This is a genomic window from Rhodanobacter sp. Soil772 (genome assembly GCF_001428385.1).
GTDB lineage: Bacteria > Pseudomonadota > Gammaproteobacteria > Xanthomonadales > Rhodanobacteraceae > Rhodanobacter.
On record NZ_LMSK01000002.1, the window covers coordinates 493,901 to 516,372 of the forward strand.

Here is a 22,472-nt window from a genome sequence, read left to right on the forward strand (position 1 = left end):
GAACTGCGTGCGCAGTTGACGAACTGCCGAAGCCGCTCAGAAACCGTAGCTCATGAACCCGCCGTCCACCGCCAGCACCTGGCCGGTGATGTAGCTGGCCGCTGGCAGGCACAGGAACGCGATCGCGGCGGCCACTTCCTCCGGCTCGCCGATCCGCTTCAGCGGCGTGCGGTCCAGCACCTCGTCCAGGTAGTCGGCGTCGGCCAGCGCGGGATCGGTGCGCTGGGTGCGGATGTACCACGGCGCCACCGCGTTGACGCGGATGCCGTCCACCGCCCACTCCGCGGCGAGGTTGCGGGTGAGCTGATGCAGCGCCGCCTTGCTCATGCCATAGGGCGAACCGGTGCGCACGTGCGTCATCGCCGAGACCGAACCCACGTTGACGATCGCCGCATTCGCGTGCTGCACGAGTTGCGGGTGCGCCAGCCGGCACATCTCGAACGCGGAGAACAGGTTCTGCTCGAAGATCGCGCGGTATTCCTCTTCGCGATAGTCCAGCGTGTCCATGGGCTGGTTGCCGCCGGCGTTGTTGACCAGCAACGACACCGGCGCAGCCAGGTCGGCGATCCAGTCGAACACCGCCAGGCACTCCTCCGCCTCGGCCAGGTCCGCGCCGAACGCCAGCACTTCGACACCGGCGAATTCGTCGGCCAGTTCCACCCGCACCTGCTCGAGGTAATCCTCGTCGCGCGCCACCAGCAGCAGGTCGGCGCCGAGGCCGGCCAGCTCGCGCGCGGTGGCGTAGCCGATGCCCTTGCTGGCGCCGGTGATCAGGGCGGTGTGGCCTTGCAGTTGCCAGGCGTCGGGACGGCTGTTCATGGGCGCAGCTTAAAACGTCGTTCCGGCGGCGCCTAGTGACGCGCCGCGCATCCTTGCCTGCGAACGTGCATGGCGGGACACTCGGCACTTCGACCACGCGCGAGAACCGCCATGAAACCGCTGCCGCTCCTGCTCTGCGCCCTTGCCCTCGGCGCCTGTTCCAGCAAGCCGCCGGAGCCCCAGGCCAAACCGGCGGCGGCCGACACCGCCACGCCGTTCGACGCGCTGAAGGCGGACGAGCAGCGCGCCAAGGACGTGCAGAAAACCGTCGACAAGCAGGCCGAGGAGCAGCGCAAGCAGATCGAGGCGCAAGAGCAGTAAGGCCCGCCTCCGCTCAGTGGCGGACCCGGTTCAACGCGGGCTGCACAGGCAGTCCGCGTAGATGTTCGGCGTGCCGGCTTTCGCGTTGCGCAGCAGCTGCAGTTCCGGCGCCAGCGCGGGCAGCTGGGCGAACCAGTCCGGCAGGCGCACGCCCCACGAGCGCAGCACGTGCATGCTGGCGGTCTGGTTGAGGCCGATCAGGAAGCGCTCGAAGCCGCCCAGCGGCGCCTCCACGTAGCGCACCGGATAACCCTTGCCCAGCTTGGCCAGGCTGGCCGCGTCGGCGACGGCGGCCTGCAGCCCGCCGAGCTGGTCGACCAGGCCGCGTTCGAGCGCCTGCTGGCCGGTCCACACCCGGCCTTGCGCGATCGCATCGACCGCGTCGTAGCTCTTGCCGCGCGCCTTCGCCACGTTGCCGACGAAGTCGCGATAACCCTTGTCGATGATCGCCTGGATCACCGTACCGACTTTCGGATCGAGCGGGCGGCTGATGTCGAACGCGCCAGCCATCGGCCCGGTGCCGACGCCGTCGCTCTGGATGCCGAGCTTGGCCAGCGTGTTCGGCACCGTGTAGTACATGCCGAAGATGCCGATCGAACCGGTGATGGTGTTCGGCTCGGCGAAGATGCGGTTCGCGTTCATCGCGATCCAGTAGCCGCCGCTGGCCGCCACGTCGCCCATCGACACCACTACCGGGATGCCCGCGCTGCGGGTCAGCTCGACCTCGCGACGGATCTGCTCGGCCGCATACACCTCACCGCCGGGCGAGTTGACCCGCAGCACCAATGCCTTGGTCTTGCGGTCCTCGCGCGCACTGCGGATCAGCGCCGCGGTGGATTCGCCGCCGATCGACCCGGCCGCGCGCTTGCCGCCAGCGATCTCGCCCTCGGCCACCACGATCGCCACGCCCGGCGCGAACAGGTCGCCGTCGCGCGGCACGCTGGCCGCGTAACGGCTCAGTTCGACCTGGCGGAAACTGTGGCCTTTCCGGTCGGCCGGCACGCCTTCCTTGCGCATCATCGCGATCAGCTCGGCGCGGGTGGCCAGGCCGTCGACCAGATGCTGGTTCAGTGCCAGCTGGGCCAGGTTGCCCTGGGTGCTGGCGATGTGTTGCGGCAGGTTGTCGACGTCGTCCCGCAGTACCGCCGGGTCCAGCTTGCGCAGCTGCGCCACTTCGGCGAGATAGCCGCCCCACAGGCCGCCCATCCAGTAGCTGTCGGCCTGTTTTGCCTCGGCCGAGGCGTGATCGAGGATGTACGGCTCGGCCGCGCTCTTGAACTCGCCGACGCGGAACAGGTGCACGTCGACGCCGAGCTTGTCCAGCAGGTCCTTGTAGAACAGGCGGTAGTTGGCCAGCCCGGTGATCAGCACGCCGCCCTGCGGGTCCACCAGCAGGCGATCGGCATGCGCGGCCAGGTAGTACTGGCCCTGGTCCAGGTTCACCGCCCACGCGACCACCGGCTTGCCCGCCGCGCGGAAGCGGTCCAGCGCCGCGCCGACCTCGCGCAACGCGGCAAAGCCGCCGCCATGCAGTTCGTCCGGCAGCAGCAGGATGCGGCTGATCCGCTTGTCCTTCGCCGCCGCGTCGATCGCGCCGACCAGGTCGCGCACCTGCACCTGCTTCGGCTGCTCGCCGGACAGGCCGGCCAGCGCACGCTGCAGCGGCTCGATGCTGTACTGCTCGACCAGTTGGCCCTGCGGCTTGATGACCAGCACGCTGTCGTCCTGCACCGCGCGCTCCATCCGGCTGCCGGCGACGCCAGCGGTCAGCAGCAACAGCAGCACGAACAGCACGCTGAAGAACACCAGGTTGATGATCACCAGCCGCAGCATGTTGATGCCGCGCCCGAGCGCGCGCAGGAAGGCCCAGAAACCGTTGCGGCGGGGCGGTGGCGGTGGTGGCAGCGTCATGTAGGCAAGTATCCGGAATCGTCGGGGCAAGCGTAGCCGGTCAGGCCGGCGCGGTCATCGGCAGGTGGCGGCGCCAGCGCTGTTTCCACGCGCTGCGCCAGAAGCGGGTGAACAGCATCACGGCGGCCACGGACAGGCCGGCGATCAGGCCGATCCACATCCCGCGCGCGCCCATGCCGTGATGGAAGGCCAGCCACCAGCCTACCGGCATGCCGATCATCCAGTACGCGAACAAGGTGATCGCCATCGGCACGCGGGTGTCCTTGAGGCCGCGCAGCGCGCCGTTGGCGGCCACCTGGATGCCGTCGGAGAACTGGAACAGCCCGGCCAGCATGATCAGCTGCGCGGCCAGCGCGATCACCTTCGGCTCATGCGTGTACAGCGAGGCGATGAAATACGGCAGGCCCAGCATCAGGCCGGCCGAGAACAGTTGGGTGACCAGGGTCAGGCCGATCCCGCACAAGCCCGCGTAGCGCACGCCGCGTTCGTCGCCGCGGCCCACCGCGTTGCCCACGCGCACGGTGATCGCCATCGCCAGGCCGAGCGGGATCATGAAGAACAGCGAAGCAATGTTGATCGCCACCTGGTGGCTGGCGATCACGTCCTCGCCCAGCGTGGCGATGATCAGCGCGGTGGCCACGAACAGCCCGGCCTCGGCCAGCAGGGTCACCGCCATCGGCAGGCCGATATGCACCAGCGTGCCGATCCGGCGCAGGTTCGGCCACTCGAAATGATCGAACAGACCCAGCCCGTGGTAATTGCGCCGAAAGATCACATAGACGCCGAACGCCAGCATCTCCAGCCACAGCACGATCGCCGTGGCGACGCCGCAGCCGTGCGCGCCTTGCGGCGGGATGCCCAGCTTGCCGAACATCAGCACGTAACCCAGCGGCACCAGCAGCACCAGCCCGCCAAGGCTGAAATACATCGACGGTCGGGTCAGCGACAGGCCTTCGGACAGGCCGCGCAGCGCGAAGTAGCAGGTCAGCGCGGGCGCGCCCCAGCTGATCGCCAGCAGGAAGCGCTGCACGTCCTGGCGCAGGCTCGCTGTCACGCCGATCAGCTCGATCAACGGCTCCGCGTGACGCACCGCGAACCACAGCACCACGCCCATGCCCAGCGCCAGCCACAGCGCCTGGCGGAACACCGCACCGACCTCGCCGCGCCGGCCGGCACCGTCGAGCTGTGCCACCGACGGCGGCACCGCCATCATCATGCCGATGCCGCTGACGATCGCCAGCGACCAGATGCTGGCGCCCACCGCCACCGCACCCAGCACGTGCGCGCTGACGTGCCCGGCCAGCACCGCGTCGATCACGTTGCTGCCGACCGCCGCCAGTTGGGCGGCGATCAGCGGCAGCGCGAGACGCACGGTGGCGCGCACCTCGTGCAACAGATGGGCGCGTTCAGGACGGAAGGACTTCATCGGTCAAGCAGACTCCAGGGCCGGTCATTCTACCTGAGCCATAGGTCACGCCCGTCCGGCTGCCGCCCTGTGCGAAGATTCTCCGCTGCCGCGAACGGGAACCTCGATGAAGCAGCTGACCAGCTACGAAGGATTGCACTGCGCCAACTGCGGCGCCGCGATGCAGGGCGAGTTCTGCCACGAATGCGGGCAGTCGATCCACAGCGTGCTGAAGCCGATGCACCACATGGTCGAGGAGACCGTCGAGACGGTGCTGCACATCGACGGCCGCATCGTGCACACGCTGCCGCCGCTGCTGCGCAAGCCCGGCTTCCTCACCCTGGAGTACTTCGCTGGCCGGCGGGTGCGCTACATCGCGCCGTTCCGGCTGATGTTCGTGCTGTGCCTGCTGTCGTTCTTCGTGTTCCATCTGGCCATCGACCAGGTCGCCGACAAGATCCCCGCGAATGGCCATCCCCTGGTGAGCGTGGACAGCAGCGCGATCGAGGCCGCCGCCAGCCCGGCCGAAGTGCGCAAGGCGCTGCAGCACGAACTGGATGGCCTGCAGCGCGCCAGGGACACCGGCGTGCTGCCGCCGAAGGTGCTGGAGCAGGCGCGTGTCGGCGAACAGGAACTGCGTCAGGCAGCCAATCGGCGCCTTGCCGCACTCGGCGCGGCACCCAGGTCGGCCGCCTCGCTCGCCGCGCCGCCGGCAGCCGCGACGGTGCAGGCCGGCAGCGACACCAAGCCGCGCGACGCCACACGCAGAGCGTTCGAGGATGAATCGGAACCGGTCCGGATCGCCTGGCTGCCGGATGTGGTGAATGCCCGCCTGACCGCGCTGGGCCGCCAGTTCCAAAAGAACTGGCGAGCCTTCAAGCATGGCGACCCCGCAGCCAGCGCCGAGGCGAAGCAGCGGATGATCAACGGCGTCTTCGGCGCATTGCCGCCGACCATGTTCGTGATGATCCCGGCCTTCGCAATCTTGCTGAAACTGTTCTACGTATTCCGCCGGCGGCTGTACATGGAGCACCTGATCGTGGCCCTGCACAGTCACGCGTTCATGTTCTTCAGCCTGCTGCTGATCACCCTCGTCGGCATGCTGTCGACCTGGCTGCGACCGCACGCCGCATGGGCCGGTTACGCGCTGGGCTGGCTGCAGGCTGCGCTGATCCTGTGGCTGCCGACCTACCTGCTGATCATGCAGAAACGGGTTTACCACCAAGGCTGGCCGATGACCCTGCTGAAATTCTGGTTTGTCGGCTGGTGCTACTTCTGGCTGCTGCTGTTCGCCTTGATGGTCGCCGCAGCGCTTGGCATGGCCCACTGAGGCCGCTTTCCGGCCAGTGGCGCGGCGGGTTTTGCACAGCGTCATGAACCTGTCAAGGCAACCGGGGGCGGTTTGTCAATTGTGTGAACTGCTGCCCACCGCCATTTGCAGGTTATTGAAGAAAAAGGATTTTTTTGCGTGACCAAAACCTCGTCAGGCTGTCGTGAAAGGCGCCACGACGCGCTTTGAGGCCCCCCCTCCCCGCTGCATCCACAGACTTATCCACAGCTATTGTGGATAAGCGCAAAAACCTCCCAGGGATAGCCACTTACCCGCGACTCCTCGATAACCGGGCAGCAAGTTCGCGCAACTCGATCGGCGTGGTTTACCTGACATCGCAGCTATCGAAACGCAGGGCCGGCGAGCGCCGCAGTTACACTGGGCCGCCACGAGGTAGTCCATGCCCGCCGTCCTTCGCGTCGCCCTGCCGGTACCGCTGCCAACCCTGTTCGACTACCTGCCGCCCGCGGCGGGCCAGGCCTGCGTGGGCAGCCGGGTGCTGGTGCCGTTCGGCCGCGGCAGGCTGGTCGGCGTGGTGGTGGCGATCGACGCCGAGACGGCAGTCGGCAACAGCCGGTTGAAGCAGGTGCTGCGCTTGCTCGACGACGATGCGCTGCTCGACCCCGAACTGATGCAGACCCTGGCCTGGGCCGCCGACTACTGGCTCGGCGCGCCGGGCGAAGCCTACGCCAACGCCTTGCCGCTGGCCCTGCGCGAAGCGAAGCCGCTGCCGCCGATCGGCGACGAATACTGGTCGCTCACCGGCGCCGGCCACAGCGCGCACGATGCCGGCAGCCGCCGCGGCGGCAGCAAGGCCTTGCTGGCCCTGCTGGCTGCCGGCGCCTTGAGCGCGCAGGAACTGAGCGAACGCCAGCCCGGCTGGCGCGACGCGGCGCGTCGGCTGGCCGCGGCCGGCCTGCTCGAACGCAGCGAGCGGCCGCCGCTCGATCGCCCGCCGCCGCCCTCGCTGGCGCCGCAACTCAGCGACGAACAGCAACAGGCGGTGGCCGCGGTCGGTGCCAGCCTCGGCCAATACCAGCCGTTCCTGCTCGATGGCGTCACCGGCAGCGGCAAGACCGAGGTCTACCTGGCGCTGATCGAGCAAGTGCTGGCGCAGGGCAAGCAGGCCTTGCTGCTGGTACCGGAAATCGGCCTGGCGCCGCAGACCGTGCGGCGCCTGCGCGAGCGGCTCGGGGTGATCGTCGAGGTGCTGCACTCGAACCTGTCCGAAGGCGATCGCGCGCGCGCCTGGCTGCGCGCACGCGCCGGCAGCGCGCGGGTGATCCTGGGCACCCGCTCGGCGGTGTTCACGCCGCTGCCGCAGGCCGGCCTGATCATCGTCGACGAGGAACACGACAGCGCCTACAAGCAGCAGGAAGGCTTCCGCTACCACGCCCGCGACCTCGCCCTGGTGCGCGCCCGCGCGCTCGGCGTGCCGGTGCTGCTGGGCTCGGGCACGCCGTCGCTGGAATCGCTGGCGAATGCCGAGGCCGGTCGCTACCGCACCCTGCATCTGCGCGCCCGTCCCGGCGCAGTCCGACCGCCGCAGGTGCAGATCATCGACATGCGCGCGCAGCGGCTGGAGCACGGCATGTCGCCGGCGCTGCTCGGCGCCGTGGCGGATACGGTGGCGCGCGGCGAACAGGCGCTGGTATTCCGCAACCGCCGCGGCTACGCGCCGGTGCTGCTGTGCCACGCCTGCGGCTGGCACGCCGGTTGTCCGCGCTGCGACCGGCCGCTGACCCTGCACGCGGGCCGGCGCCAGCTGATCTGCCATCACTGCGACTATCGCCAGCGCCTGCCCGCCGCCTGCCCGACTTGCGGCGCCGGCGAGCTGAAGCCGCAGGGCCAGGGCACCGAGCGGCTGGAGGAAGCGCTGGTCGCGCAGTTCCCGCAGGTGCCGGTGCTGCGCGTGGATCGCGAAACCACCCGCCGCCGCGACGCGTTCGAGCAACTGTTGGCCACGCTCAAGGACGACCAGCCGGCGATCCTGGTCGGCACCCAGATGCTGGCCAAGGGCCACGACCTGCCCAACCTCACCCTGGTCGCGATCGTGGGCGTGGACGAGGGCCTGCACAGCGTGGATTTTCGCGCCGGCGAGCGGCTGGCGCAGCTGGTGGTGCAGGTGGCCGGCCGCGCCGGCCGCGCGCGCAAGCCCGGCCGTGTGGTGCTGCAAACGCACCAGCCGGAACATCCGCTGCTGCGCAGCCTGCTGGCGCACGGCTACGCCGCCGCGGCGCGCGAGCTGCTGGCCGAGCGCCGGCTGATCCAGCTGCCGCCGTACAGTCACCAGGTGCTGCTGCGTGCCGAGGCGCCGCAGCGCGAACAGGTCGATGCGTTTCTCGCCGCGGCGCACGCCGCGCTGCCGATCAACGACCAGCTTCAGATCGCCGGGCCGATGCCGGCGCCGATGCCGCTGCGCGCGGGCCGGCATCGCGGTCAGCTGCTGCTGGAAGCGGCCAGCCGGCGCACGTTGCACGGCATGCTGCGCTCATGGCAGCTGGCGCTGATCGCGCTGCCGTCGGCGCGGAAGGTACGCTGGTCGCTGGATGTCGATCCGATCGACCTGTACTGAACCGGCTGGACAGAACCGCGCTCAGCTCGCGTCCGGTTTCAGCGCGCCCGGCTTCACCAGCCAGCGCACCGCCAGCACGCCCAGCTCGTACAGCAGGCACATCGGCACCGCCAGCATGATCATCGAGGTGATGTCGGGCGGGGTGATGAAGGCGGCGATCGCGAACGCGCCGACGATGGCGTAACGCCGGCTGCTGCGCAGCTTTTCCACGTCGACGATGCCCATCGCGGCAAGCACCACCACCGCCACCGGCACCTCGAAGCACAGCCCGAACGCGAAGAACATCAGCATCACGAAATCGAGGTAGTGGGTGATGTCGGTCATCATCTCCACCCCCTGCGGCGTGATCGCGGTGAGGAAGCGGAACGCCGCCGGCAGCACCAGGAAATACGCGAACGCGCAGCCGATGTAGAACAGCACCAGCGCCGCGGCGAGCAGCGGCCGGGCGAGGCGTTTCTCGTGCTTGTACAGGCCGGGGCTGACGAAGGCCCACAGCTGGTACAGGATCATCGGCATGCTGATGAACAGCGCCGCGTAGAACGCCAGCTTCAGCGGGGTGACGAACGGGCTGGCGACCTCGGTGGCGATCAGGTGCGCACCTGTAGGCAGCCGCGCCACCAGCGGCGCGGCCAGTTCCGTGTACAGGCGGTTGGCGAACGGCACCAGCGCCAGCAGCACCACCAGCACGGTGGCGCAGGCCTTGAGCAGGCGCGTGCGCAGTTCCAGCAGGTGCGAGAACAGCCCCTGCTGCAGGTCGACGTCGGGTTCAGGCGTGGCCATGCGGCGACTCCTTCGGTGCCGTCGAGGCCGGGCCGCTCATGCCGGCGAACAGGTCGCCGGTGGTGGTGTCCGGCTCGTCCGCGGCCGCGGCTTCGGCGGCAGGACCGGTGACTGCCGCCATCTCGTCCGCCACCGCTTCAACGCGCGCAGGCGCGGCGTTCTGCACGTCGCGCACCTGTTGCAGCGTGGCGTCCAGCTCGGTCTGCGCCGCCTCCGCGCGCGCCGCGACTTCACGGGCGTTGCGCTTGATTTCCTCGATCTGCAATTCGCGCTCCACCTCGGCGCGCACGTCGTCCCAGCCGCTGCGCATGCGCCGCAGCAGGGCGCCGGCGGTACGCGCCACGCCCGGCAGTTTCTCCGGGCCGAGCACGATCAGCGCGATGAGCGCGAGCAGCACCAGCTTGCCGAAGCTGATCTCGATCATCGCCGCAACCCGCCCGTCGCCGCGGCTTACTTCGGGTCGCTGGAGTCGCGCTGACTCTGCGTCGCCTTGTCAGCGGGGCTGGCCGGCGGATCGGCGTGCAGGCGCTCGGCTTCTTCCTTGCGCTTGGCCTCGTCTTCGTCGCCGCTGAGGCCCTTCTTGAAATCGCGCATGGCATTGCCCAGGTCGGAGCCGATGTTGCGCAGCTTGCCGGTGCCGAAGATCACCACCACCACGACCAGCAGGATTACCAGATGCCAGATGCTCATGTGCTACCTCGAAAACGGATGGAACCGGAAACCCATCGCGCAGCGCGCGCCGGCCTTTCCGCATCAGCGTGAAGTGTACTCTTCGAGCCGGTCGCGAAAGTCGACCACGGGCGCCGGCACGTTGCTGACGCCGCCCTCGAAGATGCGCCGCGGCGTGATGCCCGCGCCGTACACCGCCGCGTTCGCATCATAGTCGATACGCAGCGCCGAACCGTCCAGCGCCACGCCGGCGAACAGGCCGCGGGTGCGCGAGTAGGAATAGATCTCGGCCTTCAACTGCGCGTCGGTGGCGGCGGTGGCGGTACGTCCGACCGGGCCGGCCGCGGCGGACGCGTCGGCGCCCAGGGTGAACTTGCCGTTGACGATCGAATCCACGCCGCGCTGGGTGCGGAACACCAGGATCACGTCGGTCGACGACACTCCGGCCTGGAAGCCCACGCTGCCGCCAGTCATGGTGATGAAGCTGGGATTGGACCAAGTGCCGTCGGCGCTCTTCACCGAGATCAGGCCTTCGCCGCGGCGGCCACCGAAGATGAAGCCGGCCTTGATCATGTCCGGGATCACCGCGATCGCCCGGGCGTTCTGCAGCAAATCCTTCGGGATCGCCTTGTCCGGTGCCTGCATGATGTCGTTCATCACGCGCACGGCGTTGGTGGCACGTACCAGCGGCGGATCCTCGGCGTGCGCGGCCATCGCCGGCAACAACAGGGCCAGGCCGGTCAGCAGCAGACGTTGCAGGGATGTCTTCAACATGGGCAGCTCCACACGGGTTCGGGGAAGGGCGCGGCGCACCGCAGTGCACCGGGCTTGTGGCAGACTCCACGGCTGATATGGCCACGACTGTCACGATGCCACGCAGCAGCAACTATACCGGCGTTGCCGGCCATTCCGATGCGCGGTCCGTTCAGCCCGTTCAGGCAGCCGTGCTGCTGGTCAACCTGGGTACGCCGACCGCCCCCACCGCCGGCGCCGTGCGGCCGTATCTGGCTGAATTCCTGGGCGATCCACGGGTGATCGACTACCCGCGCTGGCTGTGGTGGCTGATCCTGCACGGGGTGATCCTGCGCCTGCGGCCGCGGCGCTCGGCGCACGCCTACACGCGGATCTGGAACGAACGCGGCTCGCCGCTGCGCTACGGCAGCGAGGCGCTGGCGGCCGGCCTGCAGGCCGAACTGGACCGGCAGCAGCCCGGCACGCTGCGGGTGGCGCTGGCGATGCGCTACGGCGAACCGTCGGTGGCGCACACGATCGGGCAGCTGCAACGCGAAGGCGTGCGCCGGCTGCTGGTGCTGCCGCTGTATCCGCAGTACTCGGCCACCTCCACCGGCTCGGTGATCGACACGGTCGCCGACGCCTTCAAGGCGCTGCGCTGGCCGCCGGAGCTGCGCATCGTCAACGATTACCACGACGACCCCGGCCACATCGACGCGCTGGCCGCCGGCATCGAGCGCTGGTGGGCGGCGAACGGCCGCGGCGAAAAACTGCTGCTGTCGTTCCACGGCATTCCCGAACGCTACGTGCGGCTCGGCGATCCCTATCTCGACCAGTCCCGCCGCACCGCGCAACTGCTGCGCGAGCGGTTGCAGCTAAGCGAAGACGCATTGATCGTCAGCTTCCAGTCGCGCGTGGGCCGCGAGCGCTGGCTGCAGCCGTACACCGACGCCACCGTGCGCCAGCTCGCCGCCGATGGCGTGCGCAAGCTCGACGTCGCCTGCCCCGGCTTCGCGGTGGACTGCCTGGAAACGCTGGAGGAGATCGCCATGCAGAACCGCGACTTCTTCACCGCCGCCGGCGGCGAAACGCTGCGCTATATCCCCGCACTGAACGACAGCGCCGAGCAGGTGGACAGCCTCGCCGCGTTGGTGCGCCGGCATCTGCGGGGTTGGCCGGAAGCCGCCGGGTGAGCGCAGCGGTCGAGCAGCGCATCGCCCTGCCGCACCTCACGCTGCATGCGCAGGTGTGGGGCGACGCGACGCTGCCGCCGCTGGTGGCCCTGCACGGCTGGCTCGACAACGCCGGCAGCTTCGCCCGTTTGGCGCCGCGGCTGGCCGCACGCTACCGGGTGATCGCGCTGGACCTGCCCGGTCACGGCCACTCCGATCATCTCGCCGCCGGCGCCAGCTATCACTACGTCGACTACGTGCAGGCCGTGCTGACCGCCACCGACGCGCTGCGGCTGGATCGCTACAGCCTGCTCGGCCACTCGCTGGGCGCCGGCATCGCCGCGCTGGTCGCCGCCGCCTCGCCCGAGCGGATCGAACGGCTGCTGCTGATCGAGGGCCTCGGCCCGCTCGGCGACGACGGCTCGCACACGCTGCAGCGCTTCCGCGACGCGCTGGCGCCACACCGCGCCAACCGCAAACCGTTGCGAGTATTCCGCGACATCGCGCAGGCAGTCAGCGCACGCAGCATCGCCAGCGGCCTGCCCGCCGAACTGGCGCGACCGATCGTCGAGCGTGGCCTGGTCGAAACCGAGGGCGGCTGGCGCTGGCGCAGCGATCCGCGGCTGACCCGCCCCAGCGCCGTGCGCCTGGCCGAGTCGCAAGTGCATGCCTTAGTGCATGGCATCACGTCGCCCACCGCCCTGCTGCTGGCGCAACCGGCCACCGCCTACCTGCCCGGCGCAATGATGCAGGCGCGCGCGGCTTGCGTGGCGAACATCGCCGTCAGCCATCTCGACGGCGGCCACCACCTGCAACTGGAACATCCGGCCGACGTCGCCGCGTGGATCGACGCGGCGACGTGACGCATGCGCCTCAGGGCTTCTTCAACCCCAGCACGTCCAGCCCCTGCTCGAAGCGGATGTCGACCGGGATGTGCGCCTGGTCGAGCCGCTTCAGGTCGCCGGCCAGTTCGGCATCGACGGCGCCCAGTTGGTCGGTGAGCTGTTTCGCGGCCTCGTAGTCGCCGTCGCCCTGGATAGTCAGCAGCTTGGCCGACAGCGCGTTCATCGCCGCGGTCATCTTGTCGAAGTCGACGCGGTAGCGGCCGGCGTTTTCATCGCGGCTGAACGCGCCCTGCTGCTTGAAGAAGTTGAAGCGCACCATGTTCGCCTTGGCGTGCGCGTCGCTGGCGCCGAAACGCACCGAACGCAGGATGCCGGCGAGGAAGGTGACGTAGTTGTCCATCAGCTTCGACTTGTCCAGCTCGCCCTTCTCCGCCAGCTTGCTGACCATGTACAGGCCGAGGATGTCGGCCTTGCCTTCCTCGAAACTGGAGGCCTGGTCCTTCAGCGCCTTGCGCACGGTGCCCTTGCCGTCCAGCGTGTTCTTGATGCCGAGGCCGTGCGCCACTTCGTGGAACATGGTGTTCTGGAAGAACGCGTCGAAGGTGAGGTTGCGCTGCTGGTCGTCGGCGATCAGCTCCTTCGCGATCGGCAGCATGATCTGGTCGAACTTCGCCTGCATCACGTTTTCCAGCTGCAGCCGGCGGGTACCCTTCTTCAGCTGCACCTGCTCGTCGTTGGGCAGGTTGATCGCGATGGTCTTGGCACCGACGTTGGCGTCGCCGCCGTAGTAGATCGCGAAGTAGGCGTTGAGGTCGGCGTCGGAGCCGGGCTTTTCCGCCTTGTACTTGTCGGCCACCGGCAGACCGCGCTGCAGCTCGGGCAGGTACTTGGCGAAGCGCGCCAGCTTCTTGCTCCAGGCCTGGTCCTTGATCAGCACGTACGATTCGTAGCTGGCCTTGTAGCCGTACAGCTGGTCCTCGTAGGTCTCGATCGGGCCGATCACGATGTCGACCGGATTCTTTTTCATGTCCATCCAGGCGAAGTCGCTGGCCTGGTAGTCGTCGCTGAGCAAGGCGTCGGCGCGCAGCGTCAGGTATTTCTTGAAACCGGGATCGCGCGCCAGCTTCGCGGCCTGGCGCAGCAGGCCGGCGACCTTCTCCAGCTCGGCCTTGTACGCCTGGTGGTACGGCACGCTGATCAACTGGCCCTGCGCGTCGCGGCGCAGCAAGGTGTACAGCGAGGTCTTGTCCTTCAGCGTGGATTTCTCGAACTCGGCCTTGCCCATGTCGGCCGGGTAGAACTGCGCACCGGCCGGGCGCGCGCCGATGCCGTCGACGAACGGGCGGTCGTTGTCCAGCCGGTTCCACGGGCCGTAGTTGATCTCGGCGAATTCGCGCGTAGCCGGGTCGCCGATCTTCTGCAGCAGGGCATCCCGGTCGCCCCACGCCTGTTGCCAGTACAGCGCGTTCATGCTGTCGGCCGCCTCGACTAGCAGCGCGATCATCTTCTTCTGCCGCGCGTCGAACTTCGACAGGTCGGCGCTGAGCTTCACCGTGGCGTAGTCGGCCAGGTGTTTCTGCACTGTCGCGCTGGCGCTGGCGTCGGTCGACGCCGCCGACGCCACGGCCGCGCTGCCGGTCGGCGCCGGGGCAAGCTCCTCCTTCGATACCGGTGCCGTGGCAGGAGCGTCGTGGTTGGAGGAGCAGGCGGCCAGCGCCAGCAGCAGGCATACGGGAAGCAGACGTCGGACCATGGCAATGCCTTGACGAGGGGATTGCCCATGGTATCGCGCCATGCCGGTGTGCCGCGCGACGAAACGTGTGCACTGCATCGCGATAGCGCCACCCCGGCCGGCGAGCCGTGCGACACCTGACCGGATGCACATGCCGCGCCGTTGCCATTCGGCTATCGTGCCTCTCCCATCGCCCCGCCATGCCCATGGACTCGTCGCCGACTCCCGCCGCACCACGCCAGCGTGCAGCGCTGGCCTTCATCTACGTCACCGTGCTGCTGGACATGCTGGCGTTCGGCATCATCATCCCGGTGCTGCCGCACCTGATCGAGCAACTCGCCGGCGGCGGCATCGCGAAGGCGGCGTGGTGGGTGGGCATCTTCAGCACCGTGTTCGCGATCGTGCAGTTCGTGTTTTCGCCGGTGCAGGGCGCGCTGTCGGACCGCTATGGCCGGCGCCCGGTGATCCTGATCTCCAACCTGGGCCTGGCGGTGGATTTCGTGGTGCTGGCGCTGGCACCCACGCTGTGGCTGCTGTTCGTGGCGCGCATCCTGCTCGGCATGACCGCGGCCAGCTTCAGCACCGCCAATGCCTATATTGCCGACATCACGCCGAAGGAAAAACGCGCCGCCGCGTTCGGCATCCTCGGCAGCGCGTTCGGGCTGGGCTTCATCATCGGACCCGGCCTGGGCGGCTTCCTCGGCGGCATCGCGCTGCGGCTGCCGTTCTGGGTGGCCGCCGCTCTGGCGCTGTGCAACTTCCTGTACGGCTGTTTCATCCTGCCCGAGTCGCTGCCGAAGGAACGCCGCACCAGCCGGCTCGAACTGCACAGCGCGCACCCGTTCGGCTCGCTGAAGCTGCTGCGCCGCTATCCGCAGGTGCTCGGCCTGGCGGTGGTGCTGTTCCTGGTCTACCTGGCGCACTACGTGCTGCAGACGGTGTTCGTGCTGTACGCGGATTATCGCTACCAATGGGGCCCGCAGGCGGTCGGCTACGTGCTGATGCTGGTCGGCGCCTGCGACGGTTTCGTGCAGGCGGTGCTCACCGGCAAGCTGGCGCCGCGTTTCGGCGAACGCCGCGTATTGCTGGCCGGCATGCTGTTCGGCGTCGGTGCGTTCATGGTGATGGGCGTGGCCGACGTCGGCTGGGCGTTCCTGTTCGGCATCCCGCTGCTGGCGTTGTGGGGGCTGGCGATGCCGCCGATCCAGTCGATCATGACGCAGCAGGTCGATCCGTCCGAGCAAGGCCGGCTGCAGGGTGCGATCGGCAGCCTCGGCAGTTTCGCCGGCATCTTCGGGCCGTACCTGTTCGCCCAGGTCTTCGCCCTGTCGATTGCGCCGTCTTCGCCCATCCACCTGCCCGGTGTAGCCTTTGTACTTTCCGCTGCCTTGATGCTGGTCGGCATGCTGATCGCCGTCCGGGTCACCCGCGACCTGCCGGCCACCGCCGGGCGCCAGCCCGTCGAGGCCGTCCCCGCCGTGTTCCCCGGCGACCTGCCCCCGCTCGCCACCGCCCATCCATCCGAACCCCCTCACCCACCACAGGAAGATCACCCATGACCATTTCGATGTACCAGGTCGCCGTTCCCGTTTTCGTCCGCGCACTGGGCAACCTCGCCCACGTGCTGAAGAAGGGCGAGGAACATGCAAAGTCGAAGAGCGTCAGCGACGAAGTGCTGCTGCAGACCCGGTTGATCCCCGACATGCTGCCGCTGATCAAGCAGATCCAGATCGCCTGCGACATGGCCACCCGCGGCACCGCCCGCCTTGCCGGCGTGGAACCCAGGAGCTTCGAGGACAACGAGACCACGCTGGAGCAGGCCTACAGCCGCATCGAACGCTCGATCGAGTACATCAAGAGCTTCAAGCCGGAACAGATCGACGGCAGCGAGACCCGCGCGATCCACCTGAAGATGCGCAACGGCGAGATGAATTTCGAAGGCCAGGCCTACCTGCTGCACTTCACCCTGCCGAACCTGTTCTTCCACTGCACCACCGCCTACGACATCCTGCGCGAGGCCGGCACCGACATCGGCAAGACCGACTTCATCGGCAACGCCTGAACCGGCATGGCAGGGCGGCCCGGGGAAGGGCTGCCCCGCCAAATGTCCGAAGTGTGATGTGCACCACATTTCACCACTGGCCCGTGGCCTGGCTCCTGCTTGCATGGAGGTGATTCCTCCACAGCCTCTCGAGCAAACATCATGGAACAGATCAAATGCATCATCGTCGGCGGCCCGCAGCATGGACTGGTCCTCCGGCGCCTGTGGGACCAGCGCCGCCCGGCCCAGCTGCGCGTGATCGCCGCCGATGGCGAGTCGTGCGTTGTCGCCCTCCGCCGGCATGACCAAAGCATGCGCGCGCACTACCTGCTGCTGCATCCACGTGCCACGGGCGAACAGATTCTGACCATGCTGGCGGCCTGAACTGACCTTTCGGGTCACTTTGAAGGTTCACCGCACGAGCAATCGCCCCTATCGGGGCAGGACAGGATGTCGCAGGCCCTGGCGCGCTTGTCGGACACGCACCATCGCGTCGACAATGGCCGACCGGGCCCACGCCCGCCCTTAGTCGACCGACCGTTCCGGGCCCCCATGCTGCGACTGACCGACCTCAAGCTGCCGCTCGATCACGGCGAGGCCGCACTCACCACCGCGATCATCAGGCGGCTGGATATCGAAGCCGCCGCGCTCACCGGCTACACCATCGCCCGCCGCGGCTACGACGCACGCAAGCGCGGCGCGATCGTGCTGATCTACGCGCTGGACATCGATACCCCGCGCGAAGCCGAACTGCTGCAGCGCTTCGCCGCCGATCCGCACGTGCAACCCACGCCGGACACCGACTACCACTTCGTGGCCAAGGCGCCGGCATCGTTGCCGCACCGGCCGCTGGTGGTCGGCTTCGGCCCGTGCGGGCTGTTCGCCGGGCTGATCCTGGCGCAGATGGGCTTCCGCCCGATCATCCTCGACCGTGGCAAGGAAGTGCGCGAGCGCACGAAAGACACCTGGGACCTGTGGCGCAAACGCCAGCTGCATCCCGAGTCGAACGTGCAGTTCGGCGAGGGCGGCGCCGGCACGTTTTCCGACGGCAAGCTGCACAGCCAGATCCGCGACCCGCTGCATCACGGCCGCAAGGTGCTGACCGAGTTCGTCAAGGCCGGCGCGCCGGAGGAAATCCTCTACGTCAGCAAGCCGCACATCGGCACGTTCCGGCTGGTGACGATGGTGGAGAACATGCGCGCCACGATCGAATCGCTGGGCGGCGAGATCCGCTTCAGCCAGCGCGTCGACGACCTGTTGCTGGAACCGTGCGCGGATGGCCGGCAGCAGATCCGCGGTGTCACCCTGGCCAGCGGCGAACAGCTGCGTGCCGATCACGTGGTGCTCGCGCTCGGCCACAGCGCGCGCGACACCTTCGAGATGCTGCACGCGCGCGGCGTGTACCTGGAGGCCAAGCCGTTCTCGATCGGCTTCCGCATCGAACATCCGCAGTCGGTGATCGACCGCGCCCGCTTCGGCCCGCAGGCTGGCCACCCGGTTCTCGGCGCGGCCGACTACAAGCTGGTGCATCACGGCAAAGGAAATCAGGGTGGACGCGGGCGCTCGGTGTACAGCTTCTGCATGTGCCCCGGCGGCACCGTGGTCGCCGCCGCCAGCGAGCCCGGCCGCGTGGTCACCAACGGCATGAGCCAGTACTCGCGCAACGAGCGCAACGCGAACGCGGCGGTGGTGGTCGGCATCGACCCGTCCGACTTCGCGCCCTACGACTCCACATCCGGTGAAAGCGGCGGCAGCCCGCTCGCCGGCATCGCCCTGCAGCGTGCACTGGAAAGCCACGCCTATGTGCTCGGCGGCGAAAACTACAGCGCCCCGGCGCAACTGGTCGGCGATTTCCTGGCTGGCCGCGCCTCGCGCGAATTCGGCGACGTGCAGCCTTCCTACAAACCCGGCGTCACGCTGGGCAGCCTCGACAGCACCCTGCCCGATTACGCGATCGCCGCGATCCGCGAGGCGCTGCCCGCGTTCGAGCGGCAGATCAGGGGCTATGCGATGCACGACGCGATCCTCACCGGCGTCGAGACGCGCACCTCCTCGCCGGTGCGGATTAGGCGCGACGACAGCCTGCAAAGCCTGAACACCCACGGCCTGTACCCCGCCGGCGAAGGCGCCGGCTACGCCGGCGGCATCCTTTCGGCGGCGGTCGACGGCATCAAGATCGCCGAGGCGGTGGCGCTGAGCATCACTGGAAGCTGAAACTCCGGCCGGCGATTGATTCGCCGCGGTTGCGGCCATATTTCAATCGGGTCCGCAGCACCCGTGCTGCCGCTCCTGATGAGGGTATCCCGATGTCCACGCCAGCCATGTCCGCTCCGCTCCACATCGACTTCGTCTCCGACGTTTCCTGTCCATGGTGCGCGATCGGCCTTGCCTCGCTGCAACAGGCGCTGGCGAAGCTGGACGGCGAAGTCAGCGCGGAGATCCATTTCCAGCCGTTCGAGCTGAATCCGCAGATGGCGCCGGAGGGCGAGGATTCCACCGAGCACCTGGTGCGCAAGTACGGCAGCTCGGCCGAGCAGGTCGACGCCAATCGCGAGGCGATCCGCGCGCGCGGCGCGGCGCTGGGTTTCACCTTCAACATGGACCGGCGCAGCCGCGTCTACAACACCTTCGACGCGCACCGGCTGCTGCACTGGGCCGAGCTGGAAGGCCGCCACATCGCGCTGAAGCAGGCGCTGCTGCGCGCCTACTTCACCGACGGCGAAGACGTCAGCGCGCACGCCACACTGCTGCGGCTGGCCGCCGAGGCGGGCCTGGATGTCGCGCGCGCGCGGCAGATCCTGGCCAGCGACGAATACGCGAACGAAGTGCGCGCGCAGGAGCAGTTCTTCCAGAGCCGCGGCATCCACTCGGTACCGGCAACCATCGTCAACGGCCAGCACCTGATTTCCGGCGGGCAGCCGCCGGAAGCGTTCGAGCAGGCCTTGCGACAGATCGCCGCCACCGCGTAGGCCCGCTCACGCGTCGATGGCGCGCGGCTCCAGCCAATGCGCGATCGGCGACGGATGGCCGAGCAGGTAGCCCTGGCCCATTTCGCAGCCCATCGCCATCAGCGCGCCGTGCTGGATCGCGGTCTCGATGCCTTCGGCGATCACCTGGATGTTCAGCGCGCGCGCCAGCGCCAGGATCGCCGCCACCACCGTGGTGCTGGAAGTGTTGGCGCCCTTGTCCAATTCCTGCACGAAGGCGCGGTCGATCTTCAGGATGCGCAGCGGCAGCGAGTGCAGGTAGCTGAGCGAGGAGTAGCCGGTGCCAAAATCGTCCAGCGCCGCGCCCACGCCGATCGTGCGCAGGCGCTCCAGCGTGGCGCGCACGCGCTCGGGATTGTCCAGCAGTGCGCCTTCGGTAACCTCGACCACCAGCCGCGACGGCGGCAGGCCGGTGCGCTCCAGCAGCTGGATCAGGCGCCGGTCGAAATCCGCATGGCGCAGGTGCAGCGCCGAGACGTTCACCGTCATGAAGGTGTCGTCGCCGCCGTGCCGCAGCAGCAGCCGGCAGCTGAGTTCGAACATGCGCCAGTCGATCGACTCGATCAGCCCGCTGTCCTCGGCGATCTTCAGGAAATCGCCGGGCCGCAGCACGCCGCGCTGCGGATGGTGCCAGCGGATCAGCGCCTCGTAACCGAGCACCCGGCCATCGCCGTCGAGTCCGCAGATCGGCTGGAAATACGGCTCGAACTGATCGTGCAGCAGCGCCTGGCGCAGTTCGCCCTCCAGCGCCAGCACGTCGACCACGTTCTTCGCCAGCGTCTCGTCGAACAGCTCGAAGCGCTTGCGTCCCAGTTCCTTGGCCCGGTACAGCGCGATGTCGGCGTCGCGCAGCACTTCGTCGGCCGCCGTGTAGTGATCGTCGCCGATCGCGATGCCCACGCTGGCGGTCACCTGCAGTTCCTTGCCGGCGACCAGCATCGGCACACCCAGCGCATCCAGCACGCGCTGCGCCACGGCGGTGGCGGCCGGCGGCAGATCCTCCTGTTCCAGCAGGATGGCGAACTCGTCGCCGGACAAGCGCGCCACCAGGTCGGGATGGCGCACGCAACCGGCCAGACGCGTCGCCACCTCCTTCAGCACCTCATCGCCGGCCAGGTGGCCGAGGCTGTCGTTGATGATCTTGAAGCGGTCCACGTCCAGGTACAGCAGCGCGCAACGCTGCTGCGGCTCGCGTCGAATGGTGGCCAGCACGCGGTCGATGCGATCGCGCAAGTAGCTGCGGTTCGGCAGGCCGGTCAGCGAGTCGTGCATGACCTGGTGGCGCAGCTGGTCCTGCATGCGTTCGCGCTCGATGATTTCCTTGCGCAACGCCAGCGTGCGTTCTTCCACCCGGTGTTCGAGCTGCTCGTAGGCGCGCTTCAAGGATTCGGCGGAGCGGCGCCGGGTCAGGCTGTTGGCGATCTGCGAGGCGACGAAGCTGAGCAGTTCCTGGTCGGCCGGGCCGTACACCACGTCGGGCCGGTAGCTCTGCACGGTGACCAGGCCGATCACCTCGTCGGCCACGATCAGCGGCACGCCCAGCCAGCACATCGCCGGCGAGCCCATCCGCCCCGGCGCGATCTCGCCCCGCCGGTCGAGTTCCTCGATGTCGGCATTGTCGACACGCAGCGCCCGGCCCAGGCGCAGCACGTACTCGCTCAGGCCGCGCCCCAATGGCCGCTCGGCCGGCGGCGCCAGCACCGCGTCCACCGAGTAGGGAAAGGTCAGCCGAAGGCGATCGTCGGAAAGCAGCGCGATGAAGAAGTTCTCCGCATTCAGCAGCTCGCCGACCGCCGCGTGCACGCGTCGGTAGAACGCGTCCTGGTCGATGTCCGCCGTGGCCAGTTCGGCGATCTGGAACAGCGCGGCCTGCAGGTGCTCGGCGCGCTGGCGTTCCACGATCTCCAGCTGCAGGCCCCGGTTTGCTTCGGCCAGCTGCTGGGTGCGCAACTGCACCCGGTGCTCCAGGTCCTCCTTGCCCTGCTTGCGCTCCAGCGCGGTAAGGATGTGGCTGCCGACGAATTCCAGCAGGGCCAGATCCTCGTCGCTGAAGCCGACGTCCGGCCGGTAGCTCTGCACCACCAGCGCGCCACACGGCTGGGCGTCGCGCAGCATCGGCACGCCCAGCCAGTCGTAGCTGTCCGGGCCGATCAGCGTCACCGGCCCGGTCACCTGCTTGCGCAGTTCCTCGGCATCGCCCATGCGTGCATTGCCGTCGCTGATCACATACCAGGTCAGCGAGTGCTGGATCGCGCTCAACGGCAGGTCATGGCCAATCTCGAACGGGGGCGGCGATTCGACATCGACGAAATACAGGAAGCGGATCGTGTCCTGTTCGGCGTTGTGCAGCACGATGAAGAAGTTTTCCGCGTACATCAGCGTGCTGACGATCGCGTGGATGCCGCGCAGCATCGCGGGCATGTCGCGCTCGGAACCGGCCAGGTCGGAAATCGCGAACAAGGCACGCTGCAGGTTTTCCGAACGTTCGAGTTGCTCGTGCGAATCCTGCAGCTCGGCCCATTCCAGCGCCCGCCGCAGGTGCTGGCCGGCCAACTGCAGCGGTGCTTCCAGTTCCTCGAAAAAGCCGGCATCGGCGGAAGCGGACTGCAATTGCAGCAGCAGCAACGCCGGCTCGGGCTGCTCGCACAGGCGGATCGCGACGCCTTGCCGATCCGCACGCCAGTGCGGACCGGCCGCGCGGCCGGCGTCGAGCAGCCACGCCTCGTCCGTCGCCATCGGCAGGTTTGGCGGCACGCAGCGCCGGGTCGCGCGGTCGTCCAGTCCCCACATCACGCAAGCCGCGCTGCAGCCCGGCCGGGCCCGGGCCAGTGCGGCGATCGCCTCGGCCATCTCATCCGGCGTGTGCGCGACGATCAGCCGGGCCAGCCAGCTCAGCTGCAACGAACCGTCGCGCAGCGTCGACTCAACAGCGTCCGCATGCTTCATCGATCGAGATTCCCCTGCCCGGACCCGCCAACACCGGTTGGTCAGCATACCCCTGCAAAGCCGCGCAGTGCGCTGGCGCCGGGTTCGCATCAGCCTGCCCGCATGCGACCGGGCGCGCAATACCGATAAACTGCCCCATTGCACCCGGTCAGCTGCGTTCTCCACCACCATGCGCCTGGCCGCCCATGCTTCACGCGCCATCCGCCG

Annotated in this window: 19 protein-coding genes; 10 read left to right on the plus strand and 9 right to left on the minus strand. The window is 68.5% G+C overall.

Translation table 11 applies throughout. From position 1 onward, the window contains the following. Positions 1–36: 36 nt before the first annotated feature. On the minus strand, positions 37–819 hold the full coding sequence (locus ASG75_RS08910) for an SDR family oxidoreductase (protein ID WP_056388063.1): 783 nt from the start codon (positions 817–819) through the stop codon (positions 37–39). Positions 820–930: 111 nt separating this feature from the next. Between ASG75_RS08910 and ASG75_RS08915 the strand changes: the two genes are divergently transcribed. Beyond that, positions 931–1,140, plus strand: coding sequence for a hypothetical protein (locus ASG75_RS08915; protein ID WP_056388065.1), 210 nt, complete (start codon positions 931–933; stop codon positions 1,138–1,140). 30 nt (positions 1,141–1,170) lie between these two features. Here the strand turns inward: ASG75_RS08915 and sppA are convergent, their stop codons facing one another. Continuing rightward, positions 1,171–3,051 (minus strand): signal peptide peptidase SppA, encoded by a 1,881-nt coding sequence (gene sppA, locus ASG75_RS08920; RefSeq protein WP_056388068.1) that lies wholly within the window; start codon positions 3,049–3,051, stop codon positions 1,171–1,173. Between the two features lie 40 nt (positions 3,052–3,091). After that, positions 3,092–4,477: an MATE family efflux transporter gene (locus ASG75_RS08925; protein ID WP_056388070.1), complete on the minus strand. Its 1,386-nt coding sequence runs from the start codon at positions 4,475–4,477 to the stop codon at positions 3,092–3,094. A 106-nt stretch (positions 4,478–4,583) separates the two neighbouring features. Here ASG75_RS08925 and ASG75_RS08930 point away from each other — a divergent pair, with 106 nt between their 5' ends. After that, positions 4,584–5,786: a DUF3667 domain-containing protein gene (locus ASG75_RS08930; RefSeq protein WP_056388072.1), complete on the plus strand. Its 1,203-nt coding sequence runs from the start codon at positions 4,584–4,586 to the stop codon at positions 5,784–5,786. A 400-nt stretch (positions 5,787–6,186) separates the two neighbouring features. Then, the gene (locus tag ASG75_RS08935; protein ID WP_056388074.1) at positions 6,187–8,361 is read left to right on the plus strand and encodes a primosomal protein N'; all 2,175 of its coding nucleotides are present in this window, start codon (positions 6,187–6,189) and stop codon (positions 8,359–8,361) included. Positions 8,362–8,382: 21 nt separating this feature from the next. On the opposite strand, the gene tatC is transcribed toward ASG75_RS08935, so the two are convergent. The 4 genes from tatC to ASG75_RS08955 all read right to left on the minus strand — a co-directional run bounded on the left by tatC (position 8,383) and on the right by ASG75_RS08955 (position 10,584). After that, entirely contained in the window at positions 8,383–9,141 is a 759-nt protein-coding gene (gene tatC / locus ASG75_RS08940) for a twin-arginine translocase subunit TatC (RefSeq protein ID WP_056388076.1), read from the minus strand. Then, positions 9,128–9,565: a Sec-independent protein translocase protein TatB gene (gene tatB / locus ASG75_RS08945; RefSeq protein WP_056388077.1), complete on the minus strand. Its 438-nt coding sequence runs from the start codon at positions 9,563–9,565 to the stop codon at positions 9,128–9,130. Before tatB ends, tatC begins: the two co-directional genes overlap by 14 nt. A 26-nt stretch (positions 9,566–9,591) precedes the next feature. Then, complete coding sequence (tatA, locus tag ASG75_RS08950; RefSeq protein ID WP_056388079.1) at positions 9,592–9,831, minus strand: twin-arginine translocase TatA/TatE family subunit; 240 nt, start codon at positions 9,829–9,831, stop codon at positions 9,592–9,594. A 63-nt stretch (positions 9,832–9,894) separates the two neighbouring features. Further along, the gene (locus ASG75_RS08955) at positions 9,895–10,584 is read right to left on the minus strand and encodes a lipid-binding SYLF domain-containing protein (protein ID WP_056388081.1); all 690 of its coding nucleotides are present in this window, start codon (positions 10,582–10,584) and stop codon (positions 9,895–9,897) included. Positions 10,585–10,679: 95 nt separating this feature from the next. Between ASG75_RS08955 and hemH the strand changes: the two genes are divergently transcribed. Beyond that, the gene (gene hemH / locus ASG75_RS08960) at positions 10,680–11,735 is read left to right on the plus strand and encodes a ferrochelatase (RefSeq protein WP_056389221.1); all 1,056 of its coding nucleotides are present in this window, start codon (positions 10,680–10,682) and stop codon (positions 11,733–11,735) included. After that, the gene (locus tag ASG75_RS08965; protein WP_056388083.1) at positions 11,732–12,577 is read left to right on the plus strand and encodes an alpha/beta hydrolase; all 846 of its coding nucleotides are present in this window, start codon (positions 11,732–11,734) and stop codon (positions 12,575–12,577) included. The genes hemH and ASG75_RS08965 overlap by 4 nt, the downstream gene beginning before the upstream one ends. Before the next feature lie 10 nt (positions 12,578–12,587). Here the strand turns inward: ASG75_RS08965 and ASG75_RS08970 are convergent, their stop codons facing one another. Next, positions 12,588–14,312, minus strand: a complete 1,725-nt coding sequence (locus ASG75_RS08970) for a Zn-dependent hydrolase (protein ID WP_056388085.1) — start codon at positions 14,310–14,312, stop codon at positions 12,588–12,590. A 185-nt stretch (positions 14,313–14,497) separates the two neighbouring features. On the opposite strand from ASG75_RS08970, the gene ASG75_RS08975 reads away from it, so the two are divergent. From ASG75_RS08975 to ASG75_RS08995, 5 genes are all read left to right on the plus strand, one after another. Further along, positions 14,498–15,850, plus strand: a complete 1,353-nt coding sequence (locus tag ASG75_RS08975; RefSeq protein WP_056388087.1) for a TCR/Tet family MFS transporter — start codon at positions 14,498–14,500, stop codon at positions 15,848–15,850. After that, positions 15,847–16,353, plus strand: coding sequence for a DUF1993 domain-containing protein (locus ASG75_RS08980; RefSeq protein WP_056388088.1), 507 nt, complete (start codon positions 15,847–15,849; stop codon positions 16,351–16,353). The genes ASG75_RS08975 and ASG75_RS08980 overlap by 4 nt, the downstream gene beginning before the upstream one ends. 141 nt (positions 16,354–16,494) lie before the next feature. Beyond that, positions 16,495–16,716, plus strand: a complete 222-nt coding sequence (locus tag ASG75_RS08985) for a hypothetical protein (protein WP_056388090.1) — start codon at positions 16,495–16,497, stop codon at positions 16,714–16,716. Between the two features lie 168 nt (positions 16,717–16,884). Further along, the gene (locus tag ASG75_RS08990; RefSeq protein WP_056388092.1) at positions 16,885–18,546 is read left to right on the plus strand and encodes an NAD(P)/FAD-dependent oxidoreductase; all 1,662 of its coding nucleotides are present in this window, start codon (positions 16,885–16,887) and stop codon (positions 18,544–18,546) included. A gap of 92 nt (positions 18,547–18,638) precedes the next feature. Next, positions 18,639–19,301, plus strand: coding sequence for a DsbA family oxidoreductase (locus tag ASG75_RS08995; protein WP_056388094.1), 663 nt, complete (start codon positions 18,639–18,641; stop codon positions 19,299–19,301). A 6-nt stretch (positions 19,302–19,307) separates the two neighbouring features. Here ASG75_RS08995 and ASG75_RS09000 read toward each other — a convergent pair whose 3' ends face one another. Then, positions 19,308–22,265 (minus strand): EAL domain-containing protein, encoded by a 2,958-nt coding sequence (locus ASG75_RS09000; protein ID WP_056388096.1) that lies wholly within the window; start codon positions 22,263–22,265, stop codon positions 19,308–19,310. Positions 22,266–22,472 lie beyond the last annotated feature (207 nt).

Excerpts from the sequence above, each read along its gene's own strand:
- ASG75_RS08910 (WP_056388063.1), bottom strand. The coding sequence starts at position 819 with ATGAACAGCCGTCCCGACGCCTGGCAACTGCAAGGCCACACCGCCCTG.
- ASG75_RS08915 (WP_056388065.1), top strand. The coding sequence starts at position 931 with ATGAAACCGCTGCCGCTCCTGCTCTGCGCCCTTGCCCTCGGCGCCTGT.
- sppA (WP_056388068.1), bottom strand. The coding sequence starts at position 3,051 with ATGACGCTGCCACCACCGCCACCGCCCCGCCGCAACGGTTTCTGGGCC.
- ASG75_RS08925 (WP_056388070.1), bottom strand. The coding sequence starts at position 4,477 with ATGAAGTCCTTCCGTCCTGAACGCGCCCATCTGTTGCACGAGGTGCGC.
- ASG75_RS08930 (WP_056388072.1), top strand. The coding sequence starts at position 4,584 with ATGAAGCAGCTGACCAGCTACGAAGGATTGCACTGCGCCAACTGCGGC.
- ASG75_RS08935 (WP_056388074.1), top strand. The coding sequence starts at position 6,187 with ATGCCCGCCGTCCTTCGCGTCGCCCTGCCGGTACCGCTGCCAACCCTG.
- tatC (WP_056388076.1), bottom strand. The coding sequence starts at position 9,141 with ATGGCCACGCCTGAACCCGACGTCGACCTGCAGCAGGGGCTGTTCTCG.
- tatB (WP_056388077.1), bottom strand. The coding sequence starts at position 9,565 with ATGATCGAGATCAGCTTCGGCAAGCTGGTGCTGCTCGCGCTCATCGCG.
- tatA (WP_056388079.1), bottom strand. The coding sequence starts at position 9,831 with ATGAGCATCTGGCATCTGGTAATCCTGCTGGTCGTGGTGGTGGTGATC.
- ASG75_RS08955 (WP_056388081.1), bottom strand. The coding sequence starts at position 10,584 with ATGTTGAAGACATCCCTGCAACGTCTGCTGCTGACCGGCCTGGCCCTG.
- hemH (WP_056389221.1), top strand. The coding sequence starts at position 10,680 with ATGCCACGCAGCAGCAACTATACCGGCGTTGCCGGCCATTCCGATGCG.
- ASG75_RS08970 (WP_056388085.1), bottom strand. The coding sequence starts at position 14,312 with ATGGTCCGACGTCTGCTTCCCGTATGCCTGCTGCTGGCGCTGGCCGCC.
- ASG75_RS08975 (WP_056388087.1), top strand. The coding sequence starts at position 14,498 with ATGGACTCGTCGCCGACTCCCGCCGCACCACGCCAGCGTGCAGCGCTG.
- ASG75_RS08980 (WP_056388088.1), top strand. The coding sequence starts at position 15,847 with ATGACCATTTCGATGTACCAGGTCGCCGTTCCCGTTTTCGTCCGCGCA.
- ASG75_RS08985 (WP_056388090.1), top strand. The coding sequence starts at position 16,495 with ATGGAACAGATCAAATGCATCATCGTCGGCGGCCCGCAGCATGGACTG.
- ASG75_RS08990 (WP_056388092.1), top strand. The coding sequence starts at position 16,885 with ATGCTGCGACTGACCGACCTCAAGCTGCCGCTCGATCACGGCGAGGCC.
- ASG75_RS08995 (WP_056388094.1), top strand. The coding sequence starts at position 18,639 with ATGTCCACGCCAGCCATGTCCGCTCCGCTCCACATCGACTTCGTCTCC.
- ASG75_RS09000 (WP_056388096.1), bottom strand. The coding sequence starts at position 22,265 with ATGAAGCATGCGGACGCTGTTGAGTCGACGCTGCGCGACGGTTCGTTG.